Source organism: Zavarzinia compransoris, assembly GCF_003173055.1.
Classification (GTDB): domain Bacteria; phylum Pseudomonadota; class Alphaproteobacteria; order Zavarziniales; family Zavarziniaceae; genus Zavarzinia; species Zavarzinia compransoris.
In genome coordinates this window covers 980,917-998,000 of record NZ_QGLF01000001.1, presented here as the reverse complement: position 1 = coordinate 998,000, position 17,084 = coordinate 980,917, and the positions used below count along the sequence as shown (strand labels likewise).

The following is a 17,084-nucleotide window of genomic DNA, read 5'->3' as shown; positions in this document are numbered from 1 at the left end:
CCATGTCCGATGCCGTCCTGACCACGCCAGCACCCGCGGTCGACCCGGCCGAAGCCGCCGCCCTCCTGCGCGAGCATTTCGGCCTGGCGGGCGAGGTGACGGCGCTGGCCGGCGAGCGGGACCGCAATTTCCGCCTGCGCACGGCGGACGGCCGGGCCTTCGTCCTCAAGATGGCGCATCCGGCGGAACCGGCGGCGGTCACCAATCTCCAGACGGCGGCCCTGATCCATATCGCCGCGCGCGACCGCGCCCTGCCGGTGCCGCGCGTGGTGCCGGGCCTGGACGGTGCGGTCGAACGTGTCCTGCCCTTCGCCGACGGCCGCGCCATGGTGGTGCGCCTGATCACCTATCTCGACGGCGAGCCCCTGCACAGCAGCACGGCGTCCCCCGCCCAGGCCTTGGCGCTGGGCCGCGTCCTCGGCCGGCTGGACCGGGCGCTCGGCGATTTCGCCCATGGGGCGGCGGAACGCGACCTGCTCTGGGATGCCACCCGTGTCACCCGCATGCGCCGCCTCTTGGCCTATCTGCCGGGGGAGGAGGAGCGCGACCTCGTCGCCCGCCTGATCGACCGCTTCGAGGTGGAGGCGGCGCCCGTGCTCGACGGCCTGCGCCGGCAACTCATCCACAACGACCTCAACCCGCATAATGTCGTGGTCGATCCGGCCGATCATGCCCGCATCGCCGGCATCATCGATTTCGGCGATGCGCTGGCCGCGCCCCTGGTGGCCGACCTCGGCACCGCGCTCGCCTATCAGGTCGAGGGGGGCGACGATCCTTTGGCGCGGGTGCGGCCCTTCGTTGCCGGCTTTGCCGCCGAATGCCCGCTGACGGCGGCGGAAATCGCCGTCCTGCCCCACCTGATCCTGGCGCGCATGATGCTGACGGTCTGCGTCACCCATTGGCGGGCGGGGCTGGCGCCGGACAATCGCGATTACATCCTGCGCAACAATCCGGGCGCCTGGCGCGGGCTGCGCGCCCTGGCCGCCCGCCCGCCCGCCGCCCTGGCCGGCGACCTGCGCCGGGCCTTGAGGGATTGAGCCCATGACCATGATCAACGCCTATGTGCCCGGCACCGCGGCCGGGGATGCCGCGGAACAGGCCATGATCGCGCGCCGCCAGCGCCTGCTGGGGCCGGCCTATCGCCTGTTCTATGCCCATCCGGTCCATTTCGTGCGGGGCGAGGGGGTCTTTCTGTTCGATGCGGCGGGCACGCCCTATCTCGACGTCTACAACAATGTCGCCTCGGTCGGCCATTGCCGGCCCGAGGTGGTGGAGGCGATCGCCCGGCAGGCCGCGATCCTCAACACCCATACCCGCTACCTGCACGAGGGCATCCTCGATTTCGCCGAGCGCTTCCTGGCCGAATTCCCGGCCGCGATCGGCCACCTGATGCTGACCTGCAGCGGCAGCGAGGCCAATGATCTGGCACTTCGCATCGCCCGCAAGCATACGGGCGGGCAGGGGGTGATCGTGACCCGGCTGGCCTATCACGGGGTGACCGCGCAACTGGCGGAACTGTCGCCGTCCCTCGGCCCCGCGGTCGAGCCCGGGCCCCATGTCCGCCTGGTGCCGGCCCCCGATGGCTATCGCGGCACGGGCGAGGTCGGCGCCGCCTTTGCCGCCGGCGTCCAGGCCGCGATCGACGACTTTAGGGCGAAGGGCATCAGGCCCGCCGCCCTGCTGGTCGATACGATTTTTTCCAGCGACGGCGTCTATGCCGATCCGCCGGGCTTCCTGGCCCCCGCGGTCGCGGCGATCCGGGCGGCGGGCGGCGTCTTCATCGCCGACGAGGTGCAGCCGGGATTCGGGCGTACGGGCGATGCCCTGTGGGGGTTCGCCCGCCACGGCGTGGTCCCGGACATGGCGACCGTGGGCAAGCCCATGGGCAATGGCCACCCGGTTGCCGGCGTCGTGCTGCGGCCCGAGGTGGTGGCCGCTTTCGGCCGCGACATCCGCTATTTCAACACCTTCGGCGGCAATCCGGTCTCGGTCGCGGCGGCGGATGCGGTGCTGTCCGTCATCCAGCGCGAGGGCCTGCGCGAGAATGCCCGGACGGTCGGCGCCTATCTCGCCGCCGGACTGCGGCGCCTGGGCGACCGCCACCCGATCCTCGGCGATATCCGGGGCGCCGGCCTGTTCATCGGGGCCGAACTGGTGCTCGACCGCGCGTCCAAGGCCCCGGCGACGGCGGAAACCGCCCGCATCGTCAACGGCCTGCGCGAGCGCCGGGTACTGATCAGCGCGACCGGGCCGGCGGCCAATATCCTGAAGATACGGCCGCCGCTGGTCTTCTCGAAGGCGAATGCGGACCTTTTCCTCGCCACCCTGGACGAGGTCCTGGCCGCGCTCTGAGTTTTATTTCCCGCTATATTGGGCCGGGCGCTTCTGGAGGAAGGCGGCGACGCCTTCCTGGAAGTCGGCGGTCTGGCCGGCGGCGCGCTGCAACTGGCGTTCGAGGTCCAGCTGCTGGTCGTAGCTGTTCTCGAAGCTCGCCTGCATCATCTTGCGGATATAGCCGATCGCCTTGGTCGGGCCCTTGGCCAGTTTCCGCGCGATCCCGGTCGCCACCGGCAGGAGGTCGGCATCCTCGACCACCCGGTTGATCAGGCCCCAGTCGAGCGCCTTTTCCGCCGGCAGCTTTTCCGCCAGCAGGGCAAGTTCCAGCGCCCGTGCGCGGCCGACCAGGCGGGGCAGCAGCCACGACGAGCCGCCGTCCGGCACCAGCCCGATCTTGGCGAAGGCCTGAAGGAAGCTGGCGGATTTCGCCGCGACGACGATATCGCCGATCAGGGCGAAGCTCATGCCGACGCCGGCGGCCGGGCCGTTCACCGCGGTGACGATCGGGATGCGCAGGTCGCGGAGGCGCTTGAATACCGGGTTGTAGAATTCCTCGAGCACGCTGCCGACATCCGGAACGCCGTCGCCGGACAGGCCGTCCGGATCGGCCAGGTTGGCCCCGGCGCAGAAGCCGCGCCCGGCCCCGGTGATCAGCAGGGCGCGGGCGCCCTGGGCCGGATCCTCGGCGATCGCAAGGGCCGCCGCGATTTCGCGGATCATCGCCTTGGAGACGGCGTTCAGCGCCGCCGGCTGGTTCAGAGTCAGGGTCATCAAGCCATCGTCGAGGTCGACGGTGATCTTCTCGAACGCATACGACATGAAGGTCAGGCTCCGGTAAAGGCGGGTTTCCGCTTTTGCAGGAAGGCGGCGACGCCCTCCATCGTGTCATGGGTGTTGAAGGCGATGCGCTGGGATTCCGCCTCGAAGGCGAGCTGGCTCTCGAAGTCGTTGCCTTCGGAGGCCAGCAGGGCGCGCTTGATCAGGCCGAAGCCGGTGGTCGGGCCGGCGGCCAGCCGGTCGGCGACGGCTTCGGCCTCGGCCATCAGCCGGTCGTCGTCGACGGCGGCCCAGATCAGGCCCCAGTCGGCGGCCTTTTCCGCCGGCAGCCGCTCGCCGAGCAGGGCAAGGCCGAGTGCCCGGGCCCGGCCGACAAGGCGCGGCACGGCCCAGGTGCAGCCGATATCCGGCACGATGCCGAGGTTCGGCCCGAAGACCTGGATGAAGCTGGCGGATCTGGCGGCGATCACGATATCGCAGGCAAGCGCCACCCCGACGCCGCCGCCGGCGACGACGCCGTTGACGGCGGCGACCACCGGCTTCCTCAGCGCGGCGATGCGGGCGACCATCGGGTTGATCAGGCTGTGCATGGTCTCGGCGACGCCGTCGCCGAGGGTGCCGCCCTCGGGCGTCTGGCGCGGCCGGGCGAGGTCGGCGCCGGAACAGAAGGCCCGCCCGGCCCCGGTCAGCAGCACGGCACGGACGGCGGGATCGGCGGCAATATCGTCGAACGTGCGGGAGAGTTCACGGTACATCGGCTCGTTGAGGGCGTTCAGCACCTCCGGCCGATTGAGCGTGATCTGCGCAACTCCCCCCCGACGCTCGACCAGGAGCGTTTCATAGGTCATTTGGTCCTCTTATGTCGCGGGACCGGGCGATTAGAGCGGCTTTCCGAACGGAAGTGAACCCTGTTCACTTCCGGCCAGGGTGCCGCGACGGCAATCAGCGCCGCCGGCGCGCCGGCTTTCGCGCGGACTCGGACGGTGCCACCGGCCAGTCGGGATCGGGCAGGGCTTCGAAGGCGGCGAGAATGCCCTTGGACCAGCCTTCCGAGATCGCCGTCATATAGGGATCGTTGCGCGGGATGCGCCGATAATGCCCGACCTTCAGGCTGTCCCGTTCATAGATCAGGACATCCAGCGGCATGGCCACCGAGACATTGGAACGCATGGTGGAATCGAAGGAGATCAGGGTGCATTTGGCGGCGACGGTCAGGGAGGTGTCGGGCCGCACGATGCGGTCGATGATCGGCTTGCCGTATTTGGTCTCGCCGATCTGGAAATAGGGCGTGTCCTTGCCCGCTTCGATGAAATTGCCGGCGGCATAGATCTGGAACAGGCGCGGCGCCTCGTCGCCGATCTGGCCGCCCAGGATGAACATGGCGTTGAAATCGGCGCCATGCGCCTTCAGGTGCTCGCCGTCCAGGGCATGGACCTCGCGCAGGGCGGCGCCGACGATGCGGGCGGCCTCGAACATGCTGCCTGCCCGGCTGATGGCGCGGTTGGCGCGGGATTTCGCCACTGCCGTCTTCGGCGCCGCCTGGTTCCAGGCATGCAACTGGCTGACTGCCGATTGGGTGATCGCGAGATTGCCCGAGCCCATGAGGACGATCACCCGTTCGCCCGGGACTTCGAACACCGTCATCTTCTTGAAGGTGGAAACATGGTCGACACCCGCATTGGTGCGCGTATCGGAAGCGAAGACGATCCCGGCGTCGAGAAGCAGGCCGACGGCATAAGTCATGGGCGGTGATCCGAAGGAGTGATGAAGGGCGCCCCTATAGCACGCCGACCCCCATCCCTTCACGCTCTTCCGCGATCAGCCAAAGAAAAAGGGGCGGCCGCGGGGCCACCCCTTTTCACTGTCGCCTTGCAGCGGGATCAGGCAGCGACGCGGCGCTTCTCGATCTCGGCGGCGAGGGCGGCGAAGCGGCTGTGCAGCGGCTCGATGGTGGCGCGGATGGCCGAGGCGGTGGTCTCGGCGATCTTCTGGGTGTGGGCGAGATAGATGTCGAGCGCGGTCTTGGTGTACTTGTCCTGCAGTTCGACGGCTTCGCCGAAGGACTTGACACCCCAGAGCTTCTTCGCGGTTTCGACGTTCTCTTCGGTCGCGATCTTCACGGCTTCGGCGACGGCTTCGCCGACGGCCTTCAGGCCTTCCGCGGCGGCCTTGCCCGAGGCGGCGACGTCGGTGGCCGAGGCCTTGCCGAATTCAGCCACGTCGGTCGCGGTCGCCTTCAGGGTGGCGTAGCGGGACTTCGACCAGTCCTGCGCCTTGCTGAAGTTTTCCTTCACGTCGGCAACGGCCTTCTTGGCGTTCTCTTCGACCTTCGAGGTCACTTCCGTCACCTGCTCGCGACCCCAGGCAATGGCCTTCTCGAACTGGTTCGAGGCATTGTCCAGCGCGGTCTCGACGGCTTCGCCGGCCTTCGCGGTGACTTCTTCAACGGTTTCCACAGATTCCACAACAGTCTCCAGAACTTCACCGGCCACGTCTTCGGTGGCGGTGGTCTTCTTCTTGGTGGCCATCTCTGCTCTCCTGATTCTGCGTTTCTTCAAAAGGGGGAAATCGGCTACGCTTGGTACCAACCGCCGCGGGGCACATCATTGTGCGGCGCAACATGCAGCTTAGATAAGATGTCTGCTGCGGCGCGTCAATACGATTTTTCCGCACTGCACAAAAATGAAATGTTGCAGCGGACCGGAACCCGATTCCGGTATTTGCTCTCAGGCGCAAATTCTGACAATTTATCGGTATAAAAGGGCCCACGCCCGAGGAGAGGGAACATGAGTTTGGCCGAACAACGTTTCGAACCCGCGGGCAGCAGCCCGGCCGCGACCATCCGCGACACCCTGGACCGCATGCGCCGCGACTTCATCAAGGCGGGGCCGCCGCCCCTGGCCTTGCGCCGCGACCGGCTGGCGCGGCTGAAGAAGGCCCTGATGGACAATAAGGATGCCTTCCTCGATGCGGTTTCCGCCGATTTCGGCCATCGTTCGCGCCACGAGACCCTGCTGACCGACTTCGTCGTGACGGCCGAGGGCATCAAGCATATGACCAAGCATGTGGCGCAGTGGATGCGCCCGGAAAAGCGCCCGGTCTCGATCAATTATTTCCCGGCCTCGAACCGGATCCTGTTCCAGCCGCTCGGCGTCGTCGGCGTCATCTCGCCGTGGAACTATCCGATCCAGCTCGCCTTCGGGCCGATCGCGGCTGCCTTTGCCGCCGGCAACCGGGTGATGCTGAAGCCGTCCGAATTCACCCCCCGGACCTCGGAACTGATGGCCAAGGCGCTGCGCGCCGAGTTTAGCGAGCTGGAAATCACGGTCTTCACCGGCGGCCCGGAAGTGGGCGAGGCTTTCTCGCGCCAGCCCTACGACCATTTGTTCTTCACCGGTGCCACCTCGATCGGGCGCCATGTCATGCGGGCGGCGGCGGAAAACCTGGTGCCGGTGACGCTCGAACTCGGCGGCAAGTCGCCGACCATCGTCGACCGCAACGCCCGCCTCGATGCCGCCGTCGGCAGCATCGTGCAGGGCAAGTTCCTGAATGCCGGCCAGACCTGCGTCGCCCCCGACTATGTCTTCGTGCCGGACGACAAGCGCGACCAGTTCGTCGACCTCGTGCAGAAGCAGGTGGCCAAGGCCTACCCGACCCTCAAGGACAATGACGACTACACCTCGGTCGTGAACCAGCGGCACTTCGACCGCCTGAAGGGCCTGATCGCCGATGCCGAGGCCAAGGGCGCCAAGGTCATCCAGGTCAACCCGGCGCAGGAGAGTTTCGAACAGCAGCCGGCGCATAAGATCCCGCCGACCCTGATCCTCGACGCCACCGACGACATGAAGGTGATGCAGGACGAGATCTTCGGGCCCCTGCTGCCGATCAAGACCTATCGCCAGGTCGACGAAGCCATCGATTATGTGAACGAGCATCCGCGCCCGCTCGCCCTCTATGTCTTCTCCGACGACAGGGCGGTGCAGGACAAGGTGCTGACCCGGACCACCTCGGGCGGGGCGGCGATCAACGAGACGGTGATGCATGTCGCCCAGGAAGACCTGCCGTTCGGCGGCGTCGGCCCCTCGGGCATGGGATCCTACCATGGCCGCGAAGGTTTCCTCACCTTCAGCCACAGGAAGGCGGTCATGCACCAGTCGAAATACAACCTGCTGTCGATGATGCGCCCGCCCTTCGGCAAGACCATCGATCGCCTGCTCGGCTTCATGCTGAAGTAAGCGGCAAAGCAAGCCCGGAAACGACAGCGCCCCGGCCATCGGCCGGGGCGTTTTGCAATTCTCCGGCGCTCGGCAAGGGGGCGTCCACGGCCGCAAGAGCCAGCATCGATTGCGAGCGCGTGAAAAAATTGATTTGATGGAGACCCAGTCTTAAGGGGAAGCCGCGAATGGTTGCTGAACGGCGGCCGGCATCAGGATCCGGGCTCTATGACGACGATATCCTGCTCTGGTCGGCGGAGCAGGCCGCGCATTTGCGGGCACGGCGGTTCGACCGACTGGATATCGCCCATCTTATCGAGGAGATCGAGGATTTGGGGGCGTCCCAGAAGCGGGCACTTGAAGCGCATCTCTACAATATCCTGCGTCATATGCTGAAGCTGACGCTTTCGCCGTCAGGCGAACCGAGAAAACATTGGAAATCTGAAGTTTCGGCCTTTCGGATCGCGGCACGGCGAGACCTGAGGAGAACGCCGAGCCTGAAGCATCACATCGACAAGCTGTTTGAAAACGCTTGGGAAGATGCCAGGGACGCCGCGATCGCCGACTTCGCGGCTTTTGACGAAGCCGTGGCGGTACCCGAGACTTGTCCCTGGACTCTCGAAGATGTGCTGAACGGCGGCGAGATCTCGACACCGGCCGGCAAACCGCCTTCGAACCACGAGCAGACCTGACGATCGGTTCGCCTCGTTGCCCTCGGTCTTGATCGCGCATGTCGAATGAAAAAGGTCCCGGGTCTTTGAACCCGGGACCTTCAGATCATTCACGCGGTGGCGTTCGTCTCGATCAGGCTTCGATCGGAAGCGGTTCCTTGGCCGGATAGACCGGGCGCAGGATGAAGGCGGGGACATGGTCGCCGAAGCCGATGACGCTGGGGCCCAGGTCGTCGTCGCGGCGGCCGCGGCGCTCACGGCGGTCACCCCGGTCGCGCTCGTTCCCGCGCTCCGACCGATCGCGTTCACCCCGATCGCGCTCGCTCCGGTCACGCTCGCTCCGATCACGCTCGCTCCGATCACGCTCACTCCGATCACGCTCGGGCGCGGGATCGGGCCGGGCCGGGCGCTCGGTGCGGTCTTCGCGGGCGACTCGCTCCTCGCGGGGGGGGGCGTCGTCGTTCCGGCGGCGGTTGCGGCCGCGGGGGGGACGGGAGTCTTCGGCCGCGGCGGGGGCGGCGGCTTCGACCGTTTCGGCCTCGGGCTTCCGGGCCTTGGGGCCGCGCACGCCCTTCACCGTTGCGGTGGCCCGGCCGCGGCTGCGCTTGCGGGCCTTGGCTTCGGCGTCGGACAGAAGCTCGCAGGGTTCGATCCCGTCGACGCTCAGGCGCTCGATGCTCTGCTTGATCAAGTCTTCGATCGCCTTGACGAATTTCGTGTCATAGGGGCTGGCGAGGGTGAAAGCCTTGCCCTCGCGGCCAGCGCGGCCGGTGCGGCCGATGCGGTGCACGTAATCCTCGGCATGGATCGGCACGTCGAAATTGAAGACATGGCTGATCTCGGCGACGTCGAGGCCACGGGCGGCAACGTCGGAGGCGACCAGGATCGGCACTTCGCCGGCCCGGAAGCGTTCGAGCACCACGTTCCGCTCGCTCTGCACCATGTCGCCATGCAGGGCGGCGGCATTGAAGCCGTGCTTCTGCAGCGACTTGCCGACGATATCGACATCGACCTTGCGGTTGCAGAAGATGATGGCGTTGCGGATCTCTTCGGTGCGCAGCAGGTGGCGCAGGGCCGGGCGCTTGTCCGCCTCGTCGACGACGGCGAGCCGCTGGGTGATGGTGGTCGCGGTCGAGGAGGCGCGGGCGACGGAGATTTCCACCGGCAGGGTGAGGAACTTGTCGGCCAGGCGCTTCACTTCCGGCAACATGGTCGCCGAGAAGAACAGGGTCTGGCGGCTGCCCGGCAGCAGGCTGCAGATCCGCTCGAGATCGGGGATGAAGCCCATGTCCAGCATGCGGTCGGCTTCATCGACCACGAGGACCTTGATGCCCGACATCATGATGCGGCCGCGCTCGAAATGGTCGAGCAGGCGGCCCGGGGTGGCGATCAGCACGTCGACCCCGCGGTCGAGCTTCTTCACCTGCTCGTCCATCGAGGTGCCGCCGATCAGCAGCGCCATCGAGAGCTTGTGATACTTGCCGTATTTCTCGAAATTCTCGGCCACCTGGGCGGCCAGTTCGCGGGTCGGCTCCAGGATCAGGGAGCGGGGCATGCGCGCCTTGGGACGCCCGGCCGCGAGGACATCGATCATGGGCAGGGTGAAGGACGCCGTCTTGCCCGTGCCGGTCTGGGCGATGCCCATGACGTCGCGGCCTTGCAGGACCTGGGGGATGGCCTGGGCCTGAATCGGGGTGGGCTCGGCATATCCGGCCTCTGCCACCGCCCGCAGCACTTCAGCGCTGAGGCCCAGTTCTTCAAAACTCATTGACCGTGGTTCCGCTTCCCTGGTGCCGCAGCCGCCCGACCATCGGGACAGTTGGGCCGATCGGCTGTCGGACCGATCACGCCCTTTGATCGCTGCGATGCACAATTTACAGCACGGGCGACGATAGACGAATGTACCGTCAAGTCAACCTCCGGGCGGCGCCGGGCGGCCATGCGTGCCGTGGGCCGTTGCCGAAGCGCCACGGCGACGGCCCACGGCGAGTCCTTGCGCTCAATCGCAGGTCAGTTCGAAAGTCAGGCGCTGCTCCGAGACATAGGTCGCAGCCTTTCGCAGGCGGTAGGTGGTGTTATTCCAGGTCGTGCTTGAATCGGTACCTTGCCAGAAGTAGCGCCCGTTGACGCTTTCTGCGTAATAGTAGAGGGAAAGGCCGTCCGACTGACGCAAGAGATCGCCATTCTTGTTCTTCAGGCCCGTGCTGGCGAGGGCGTCGATCCGGTACCAGGCATGGGGGTGCCAGTTGCGATAGCCATCGGCATGCTCGATCAGCAGGTTGATCGGCAGGCGGCACTTGTTGACCACACGAATTTCCCGCGTCGCGGGCTGCTGGGCGGCCGCGGTGCCGACAAACTGGAGCGCGGCAAGGCCGAGCAGGGCGGCGGGCCAGATTTTTCCGAAGAACGAGCGGTGGGGAAACTGCATCCTCAATCTCCTGCGACGTTACCTACAAAGGATTGTTGATCTCGCTCGATAGTCCGACATTGTCGGCTGTATCGATAGATCAATGAATCCTTTTTGGAATCGTTCCGGCGCAGCATATCGAAAAAGGATGTTTTTCTTCGGCGCTTCCCGTTGTGGCGTCTCGTGCCGAGCTGTGTGCTGAACTAATTGATAATGGTGAAGCCGCGGATCGGCAGGCTCGGCAGGATCGTTACCAGGGCGGCCATCAGGGTGTCGGCATAGGCCGGGTCGGCCAAGCCGGCGATCGCGGGGCCGGTGACGAGGGCGGTGGATACCCGGCGCCGGCCCTGGCACAGCACGACCTGGGCGGTGAAGGCGGCGCCGGCCGCCGGTGCCGTGACCAGGGGCGCCAGGCTGTCGGCCGGCGCGCAGGCCCGATCGCCGGCGGCGGCGGCTTTCGGGTGATAGAGGATGACGAGGCGCACCCCTTCGTCCTTGCCGGGGACGAGGCGGTGGGCATTGATCGTCGCCGGCAGGCGCAGTGGCGCCAGCGCGTCGGCGGCACCGGCACCCGCCACCGGGGCGCCGACGACGGTGGCCGGCAGGGTTCCGTCGACGGTCGCGGCGTTCAGGATGCTGGTGCGGTAGAAGTCGACGTCCAGATCCTGATGGGTGACCACCGGGGCAATCCCGGCGCAGCCCGCGAGCAGGGCGAGGGCGAGAAGGGCACCGGTCCGGTAAAGGGCTTTCGGCATCGCGGCTCTCCTCGCGGTGGTGCTCAGATATCGAGATCGGTGGCGCGGGCGGCGTTTTCCTGGATGAAGGCGAAGCGGGTTTCCGCCTTCTTGCCCATCAGGCGCTCGACCAGATGGGCGGTATCGCCCTCGTCGCCCTCGAACACCGTGACCCGCAGCAGGGTGCGCTTGGTCCGGTCCATGGTGGTTTCGCGCAATTGGGCGGGTGGCATTTCGCCGAGACCCTTGAAGCGGCTGATCTCGATCTTGGCGCCGGCCTTGAAGTCGCGCCTGATCCGGCGGTCCTTGTCGTCGTCGTCCATGGCATAGACGGTCTTGCCGCCCTGGGTTATGCGATAGAGCGGCGGCATGGCCAGGTAGAGATGGCCCGAACGGATCAGCCCCGGCATCTCGCGCCAGAAGAAGGTCATGAGCAGCGAGGCGATATGGGCGCCGTCGACATCCGCATCGGTCATGATGATGACGCGCTCGTAGCGGAGGTCGCCCTCGCGGAACCGGCTGCCCGCGCCGCAGCCGAGCGCCAGGGCGAGATCGGACAATTCCTGATTTGCCTCCATCTTGCCGGCGGCGGCGGAGGCGACGTTCAGGATCTTGCCGCGCAGGGGCAGCACCGCCTGGGTGGCACGGTCGCGCGCCTGCTTGGCGGAGCCGCCGGCCGAATCGCCCTCGACCAGGAAGATCTCGGTGCCCGCCGCCTGATCGCGCGAACAATCCGCCAGCTTGCCGGGCAGGCGCAGCTTCCGGGTGGCGGTCTTGCGGTTGGTTTCCTTGTCGGCCCGCTTCTTCAGCCGTTCCTCGGCCCGGGCGACGACATGGTCGAGCAGGGCATTGGCGGCGGCGGGGTCGGAGGTCAGCCAATGTTCGAAACGGTCCTTGATCGCCGCCTCGACCAGGCGCGCGGCCTCGGGCGTCGACAGCCGTTCCTTGGTCTGGCCCTGGAACTGGGGATCGGTGATGAACAGGGACAGCAGGATGGTGGCGCCGCCGATCACGTCTTCCGCCGTGACCTGGGCCGCGCGCTTGTTGTTGGTCAATTCGCCGAAGCCCTTAAGGGCGCGGGCGAGCGCGCTGCGCAGGCCGGCCTCATGGGTGCCGCCCTCGGGCGTCGGCACGGTGTTGCAGTAGGAATGGATGAAGGTGTCGGCATCGACCGGCCAGGCGATCGCCCATTCCACCTCGCCCGCATTGGTGCCGGGCAGCCGCGCCTGGCCGGCGAAGGGCAGGGGGGTGACGGTCGGCTGGTTCTCGATCGTCGCGGCCAGGAAGTCCGCCAGGCCGCCCGGGAAATGCAGCGTATCCTGGGCCGGGGTGGGGTCGCCGGCGGGGATCGCCTCGGCCGGGCAGGACCAGCGGATCTCGACGCCCCGGAACAGATAGGCCTTGGAACGCGCCATGCGGTAGAGCCGGGACGGCTTGAAGTGCAGGGCGGTGCCGAAAATCTCCGGGTCCGGCTTGAAGGTGACCGTGGTGCCGCGCCGGTTCTGCACCGGGCCGACGGCCTGGACCGGGGCGACCGGCTTGCCCCGGACATAGGTCTGGCGCCAGAGCTGGCGGTCGCGCGCGACCTCGACCACCATTTCCTCGGACAGGGCATTGACCACCGAGGAGCCGACGCCGTGCAGACCGCCCGAGGTCTGATAGGCTTTGCCGCTGAATTTGCCGCCCGAATGCAGGGTGGTGAGAATCACTTCGAGGGCCGACTTGTCCTTGAACTTCGGATGGGGGTCGACGGGGATGCCGCGGCCGTTGTCGCGGATGGTCAGGCGGCCGTCGGCGCCGAGGTCGATCTCGATCCGGCTGGCGTGGCCGGCGACCGCCTCGTCCATGGAATTGTCCAGGATTTCCGCCGCCAGATGGTGGAACGCGCGCTCGTCGGTGCCGCCGATATACATGCCCGGCCGCTTGCGGACAGGCTCCAGCCCTTCGAGGACCTCGATATCCTTGGCGGTGTAATCGTCGGGCGCGGCGTTGCGTTCGAACAGGTCGGCAGGCTTACTCATCGGGACACTTCAGCAGGAGGGGGCGGCCCAGTATAGGGCGCCGGTACCCCTAGCGCTAACCCACAGAACGGGAACTGTCCATGAACAAAGCCCCGGGACCGTGCCCCTGGCCCCGGATGCCGCCCGCGCGCTAGGCTTGCCCGGTCCAGGGGCGGAAAGCCCGGTCTGCAAGGGGAGTATCAATGACCATGGCCACCGACGATTCCGTGCATCCCGAGGCGCGCGGCCTCGAAGTCGTGATTCGGACCGCGCCCATGCCGGCGGATGCCAACGGCAACGGCGACATCTTCGGCGGCTGGATTCTCAGCCACATGGATATCGCCGCCGGCGTCCTGGCGGCCAAGCGGGCCCAGGGGCGGGTGGCCACGGTGGCGATCGACGCCATGACCTTCCTGAAGCCGGTCTATATCGGCGATCTTCTGTCGATCTACGGCGAGGTGGTTGGCGTCGGCCGGACTTCGATCAAAGTGCGGCTGGAAACCTGGGTCGAACGCCAGCGCCGCCGCGACGGCAGCCTGACCGCCCGCCAGAGCATGCGCGTGACCGAAGGCACTTTCGTCATGGTCGCGATCGATGAGGAGGGCCGGCCCCGGGTCGTCCCCGAGGCTTGAGGCGAGTGGCCCGCCGGCTGGGGGAAGCCGGCGGGCGACGGTTTGCCTTGGGGGGGCAAGGCGCGCCGACAGGGTTGCCCCTCGCGTGGTTCAACGGCGCCCGAGCCGGGTTCCTGCGCTGCGGTCGAAGAAAATCAGCCCCTGCCGTCGCGAAGAAAGGCCAGGATCCGTGCCCTCAGCCATCGCCGGGTCTCGATCGGCAGGTAGCCGCCGAAATCGAGCTTCGCCGCGTCGCCCCGGAAGTAGAGCGTGCTGTTGGCGATGCTGATTTCCTCGACCGCGGCGGTGGCGATCCGCCCGGTTTCCACCCGGTTGCCGCCGGCCCTGTCGGTCTTGAAGAGGATGACGGCGTCGGCGGTGACTTCCAGTCCCTTGCGGCTGGCGCGGTCGGCATGGACGACATAGCCGACGAGGGCGAGGAAGGGCAGGGCGACGATCACCCCGAAATAGCTGCCAGCCGCCAGGGGCATGAGGGCGAAGCCGATGAAGATGGCGGCGATCTTGGCGATTTCCCGCCAGGGGTATACCGGGGTAAGGCGCAGCGCCGTCAGCCGGCCGCCGCCGGTTTCGAGGCGGAGGAGGCCGGGGGCCTCGCCGGTGGCGAGGGCGACGGCATCGACACCCAGCGTCCGCTGGCGCAGGCGTTCCGTCACGTTGCGGTCGAGGTCGGCCGCCGCGCGCTGTTCGATCCGGCCGTCTTCCTCGACCGTCAGCACCGGCAGGGACAGGCGTCGCGACCAGGCTTCGAGGGCGGGGCGGAGCCGCTTTTCGTTCCGGGTCTGATAGAGGTCGAAGGCGGGGGCGAGATCGTGTCCCGCCTTCGGCACGAGGCGGACGCTGTAGAGGGTGCGCGACTGCCGCTTGCTGGTCCGGTGACTGCGCTGCGCCTCGGCGACGCCCGCGTAGTCGGAGAAGGGGACCAGGCGGCTGTGCGTCCCGGACAGGCCCCGCCGGTCGTGCCGGATACCGCCGGGGACGAGATCGGCGGTCTCCCGGCGAAGGGCGAGATGGATGCCGCGAAGGCCGGCGGCGACGGCGGCGGCGATGATCGCGGCCATGATCGCGGGCACGAACCAGGGGACGCTTGCGACCCGGGCAGCAGTCCCGATCATGGCCGCATTGACGCCGCCGATGACGAGGGCGGAGACCACCAGGATGATGGCGAGGGGGAGGTTCCGATCGGCCAGGATGAACCGGGATGTCTCGTCCTCGTGCGTCATGTCACCCCTCGAAAGCCGTCGCGCCGGGCCATGGTCCCCGATTCCCGCGCCGAAGACGAGCGGATCGGCCGGGAGGGCAAACGAAAAGGCCGAAAAACGAAAAGGGGCGGCATCGCTGCCGCCCCTCGTGACGTCCGAACCCGGGAGGGATCAGGCGGTGTAGTACATGTCGAACTCGACCGGGTGCGGCGTGTGTTCGTAGTTGTAGACGTCCTGGTACTTCAGCTCGATGTAGCTGTCGATCAGGTCGTCGGTGAAGACGCCGCCCTTGGTCAGGAACTCGCGGTCCTTGTCCAGGTTCTCGAGCGCTTCGCGGAGCGAGCCGCAGACGGTCGGGATGTGCTTCAGCTCTTCCGGCGGCAGGTGGTACAGGTCCTTGTCCATGGCTTCGCCCGGATGGATCTTGTTCAGGATGCCGTCGATGCCGGCCATCAGCATGGCCGAGAACGCCAGATAGGGGTTCGCCAGCGGGTCGGGGAAGCGGACTTCGACGCGCTTCGCCTTCGGGCTGTTGCCGTAGGGGATACGGCAGGACGCCGAACGGTTGCGGGCCGAATAGGCCAGCAGCACGGGGGCCTCGAAGCCCGGGATCAGGCGCTTGTAGCTGTTGGTGGTCGGGTTCGTGAAGGCATTGATCGCCTTCGCGTGCTTGATGACGCCGCCGATGTAGTAGAGGCAGGTGTCCGACAGGCCGGCGTATTTGTCACCGGCGAAAGTCGTGTTGCCGTCCTTCCAGATCGACTGGTGCACGTGCATGCCCGAACCGTTGTCGCCCTTGATCGGCTTCGGCATGAAGGTCGCGGTCTTGCCGTACTGATAGGCGACGTTCTGGACGACGTACTTGTAGATCTGGATATAGTCGGCGGCGCGGACCAGCGTCGCGAACTTGATGCCCAGTTCGTGCTGCGAGGCCGCCACTTCGTGGTGGTGCTTCTCGATCGGCAGGCCCATCTCGCCCATGACCGACAGCATCTCGCCGCGCATGTCGTTCAGGGTGTCGACCGGCGGCACCGGGAAATAGCCGCCCTTGACCGGCGGGCGGTAGCCGAGGTTGCCGCTTTCATAGGACTTGTCGGTGTTGTAGGGGCCTTCGATGTCGTCGATCTCGTAGGAGACCTTGTTCATCGCGACCTTGAACTTCACTTCGTCGAACACGAAGAACTCGGCTTCCGGGCCGATGTACACGGTGTCGCCGAGGCCGGTGTAGGAGACATAGGCTTCGGCGCGCTTCGCGACCGAGCGCGGATCGCGCGAGTAGCCTTCGCCGGTGGCGGGCTCGATGATGTCGCAGAAGACGACCAGGGTCGGCTGCGCCACGAAGGGATCGATCACGGCGGTGGCCGGGTCCGGCATCAGGATCATGTCGGAATCATTGATCGGCTTCCAGCCGGCGATCGAGGAACCGTCGAACATGGTGCCGTCGGTGAAGAGATCCTCGTCGACGCAGCTCTCGTCGATCGACAGATGCTGCCACTTGCCCTTGAAATCGGTGAAACGCAGGGAAACGTACTTGATCCCCTTGTCTTTGATCAGCTGAAGGACGGTCTTGGCGTCTGACATGGTCTCAGGTCCCGGTTGGTTGTTGGACTGATGGGAAATGCAAATGCGGCGATCAGATCGCGTCCGTGCCGGTCTCGCCGGTCCGGATGCGAATGGCCTGTTCGACGGGGCTGACGAAAATCTTGCCGTCGCCGATCCGACCCGTGCGCGCCGCGCTCTGGATCGCTTCGATCGCCCGCTCGACAAGGTCGTCCTCGAGCACGATCTCGAGCTTCACCTTGGGCAGGAAATCGACGACATATTCGGCGCCGCGATAGAGTTCGGTATGGCCCTTCTGGCGGCCGAAGCCCTTGGCTTCGGTGACCGTGATGCCTTTGAGCCCGACCTCGTTCAATGCTTCTTTCACTTCGTCGAGCTTGAAGGGCTTGATGATTGCCTCGATTTTTTTCATCGCACCTGGGTCGCCTTGGCAGGTTTTGTACGGTCGGTTTCGCCGCCCCACCACATATGCATGCGCCGTGCCAACCGGCGGCATATGCGGTGCCAACCGGCTCCCGCGCAGGGATTCCGGTTGAGAATCGGGGGCGGCCGA

At 66.7% G+C, this 17,084-nt stretch carries 16 protein-coding genes; 5 read left to right on the top strand and 11 right to left on the bottom strand.

Features of this window, described 5'->3' with window-relative positions:
* Nucleotides 1-2 precede the first annotated feature (2 nt).
* Together DKG75_RS04890 and DKG75_RS04885 are read left to right on the top strand one after the other, a co-directional pair.
* Nucleotides 3-1,037, top strand: a complete 1,035-nt coding sequence (locus tag DKG75_RS04890) for a phosphotransferase (protein WP_109919922.1) — start codon at nt 3-5, stop codon at nt 1,035-1,037.
* A 4-nt stretch (nt 1,038-1,041) separates the two neighbouring features.
* On the top strand, nt 1,042-2,352 hold the full coding sequence (locus DKG75_RS04885) for an aspartate aminotransferase family protein (RefSeq protein ID WP_109919921.1): 1,311 nt from the start codon (nt 1,042-1,044) through the stop codon (nt 2,350-2,352).
* 3 nt (nt 2,353-2,355) lie between these two features.
* Here DKG75_RS04885 and DKG75_RS04880 read toward each other — a convergent pair whose 3' ends face one another.
* The 4 genes from DKG75_RS04880 to DKG75_RS04865 form a co-directional block, all read right to left on the bottom strand.
* Nucleotides 2,356-3,156 (bottom strand): enoyl-CoA hydratase/isomerase, encoded by an 801-nt coding sequence (locus DKG75_RS04880; RefSeq protein WP_109919920.1) that lies wholly within the window; start codon nt 3,154-3,156, stop codon nt 2,356-2,358.
* A 5-nt stretch (nt 3,157-3,161) separates the two neighbouring features.
* Nucleotides 3,162-3,962 carry an enoyl-CoA hydratase-related protein gene (locus DKG75_RS04875; RefSeq protein ID WP_109919919.1) on the bottom strand — a complete coding sequence of 267 codons (801 nt, stop codon included), beginning with the start codon at nt 3,960-3,962 and terminating at the stop codon, nt 3,162-3,164.
* Between the two features lie 94 nt (nt 3,963-4,056).
* Nucleotides 4,057-4,857 carry a proteasome-type protease gene (locus DKG75_RS04870; RefSeq protein ID WP_109919918.1) on the bottom strand — a complete coding sequence of 267 codons (801 nt, stop codon included), beginning with the start codon at nt 4,855-4,857 and terminating at the stop codon, nt 4,057-4,059.
* Between the two features lie 137 nt (nt 4,858-4,994).
* Nucleotides 4,995-5,642, bottom strand: a complete 648-nt coding sequence (locus DKG75_RS04865) for a phasin family protein (protein ID WP_109919917.1) — start codon at nt 5,640-5,642, stop codon at nt 4,995-4,997.
* A gap of 258 nt (nt 5,643-5,900) precedes the next feature.
* Between DKG75_RS04865 and DKG75_RS04860 the strand changes: the two genes are divergently transcribed.
* Together DKG75_RS04860 and DKG75_RS04855 are read left to right on the top strand one after the other, a co-directional pair.
* Nucleotides 5,901-7,349, top strand: a complete 1,449-nt coding sequence (locus tag DKG75_RS04860) for a coniferyl aldehyde dehydrogenase (protein WP_109919916.1) — start codon at nt 5,901-5,903, stop codon at nt 7,347-7,349.
* Between the two features lie 167 nt (nt 7,350-7,516).
* Nucleotides 7,517-8,020 carry a DUF29 domain-containing protein gene (locus DKG75_RS04855; protein ID WP_109919915.1) on the top strand — a complete coding sequence of 168 codons (504 nt, stop codon included), beginning with the start codon at nt 7,517-7,519 and terminating at the stop codon, nt 8,018-8,020.
* A gap of 112 nt (nt 8,021-8,132) precedes the next feature.
* Here DKG75_RS04855 and DKG75_RS04850 read toward each other — a convergent pair whose 3' ends face one another.
* From DKG75_RS04850 to parE, 4 genes are all read right to left on the bottom strand, one after another.
* A complete protein-coding gene (locus tag DKG75_RS04850) occupies nt 8,133-9,767 on the bottom strand; it encodes a DEAD/DEAH box helicase (RefSeq protein WP_109919914.1) in 1,635 nt (544 codons plus the stop codon).
* Nucleotides 9,768-9,998: 231 nt separating this feature from the next.
* On the bottom strand, nt 9,999-10,427 hold the full coding sequence (locus DKG75_RS04845; RefSeq protein WP_109919913.1) for a hypothetical protein: 429 nt from the start codon (nt 10,425-10,427) through the stop codon (nt 9,999-10,001).
* Nucleotides 10,428-10,609: 182 nt separating this feature from the next.
* Nucleotides 10,610-11,161, bottom strand: a complete 552-nt coding sequence (locus tag DKG75_RS04840; protein ID WP_109919912.1) for a hypothetical protein — start codon at nt 11,159-11,161, stop codon at nt 10,610-10,612.
* A gap of 23 nt (nt 11,162-11,184) precedes the next feature.
* Nucleotides 11,185-13,161 (bottom strand): DNA topoisomerase IV subunit B, encoded by a 1,977-nt coding sequence (parE, locus tag DKG75_RS04835; RefSeq protein ID WP_109919911.1) that lies wholly within the window; start codon nt 13,159-13,161, stop codon nt 11,185-11,187.
* A gap of 182 nt (nt 13,162-13,343) precedes the next feature.
* Here parE and DKG75_RS04830 point away from each other — a divergent pair, with 182 nt between their 5' ends.
* Complete coding sequence (locus tag DKG75_RS04830) at nt 13,344-13,772, top strand: acyl-CoA thioesterase (protein ID WP_425086470.1); 429 nt, start codon at nt 13,344-13,346, stop codon at nt 13,770-13,772.
* Nucleotides 13,773-13,906: 134 nt separating this feature from the next.
* On the opposite strand, the gene DKG75_RS04825 is transcribed toward DKG75_RS04830, so the two are convergent.
* The 3 genes from DKG75_RS04825 to DKG75_RS04815 all read right to left on the bottom strand — a co-directional run bounded on the left by DKG75_RS04825 (nt 13,907) and on the right by DKG75_RS04815 (nt 16,943).
* Nucleotides 13,907-14,992, bottom strand: coding sequence for a hypothetical protein (locus tag DKG75_RS04825; protein WP_109919910.1), 1,086 nt, complete (start codon nt 14,990-14,992; stop codon nt 13,907-13,909).
* Between the two features lie 150 nt (nt 14,993-15,142).
* On the bottom strand, nt 15,143-16,552 hold the full coding sequence (glnA, locus tag DKG75_RS04820; protein WP_109919909.1) for a type I glutamate--ammonia ligase: 1,410 nt from the start codon (nt 16,550-16,552) through the stop codon (nt 15,143-15,145).
* Between the two features lie 52 nt (nt 16,553-16,604).
* Nucleotides 16,605-16,943, bottom strand: coding sequence for a P-II family nitrogen regulator (locus DKG75_RS04815; protein WP_109919908.1), 339 nt, complete (start codon nt 16,941-16,943; stop codon nt 16,605-16,607).
* Nucleotides 16,944-17,084: the final 141 nt, after the last annotated feature.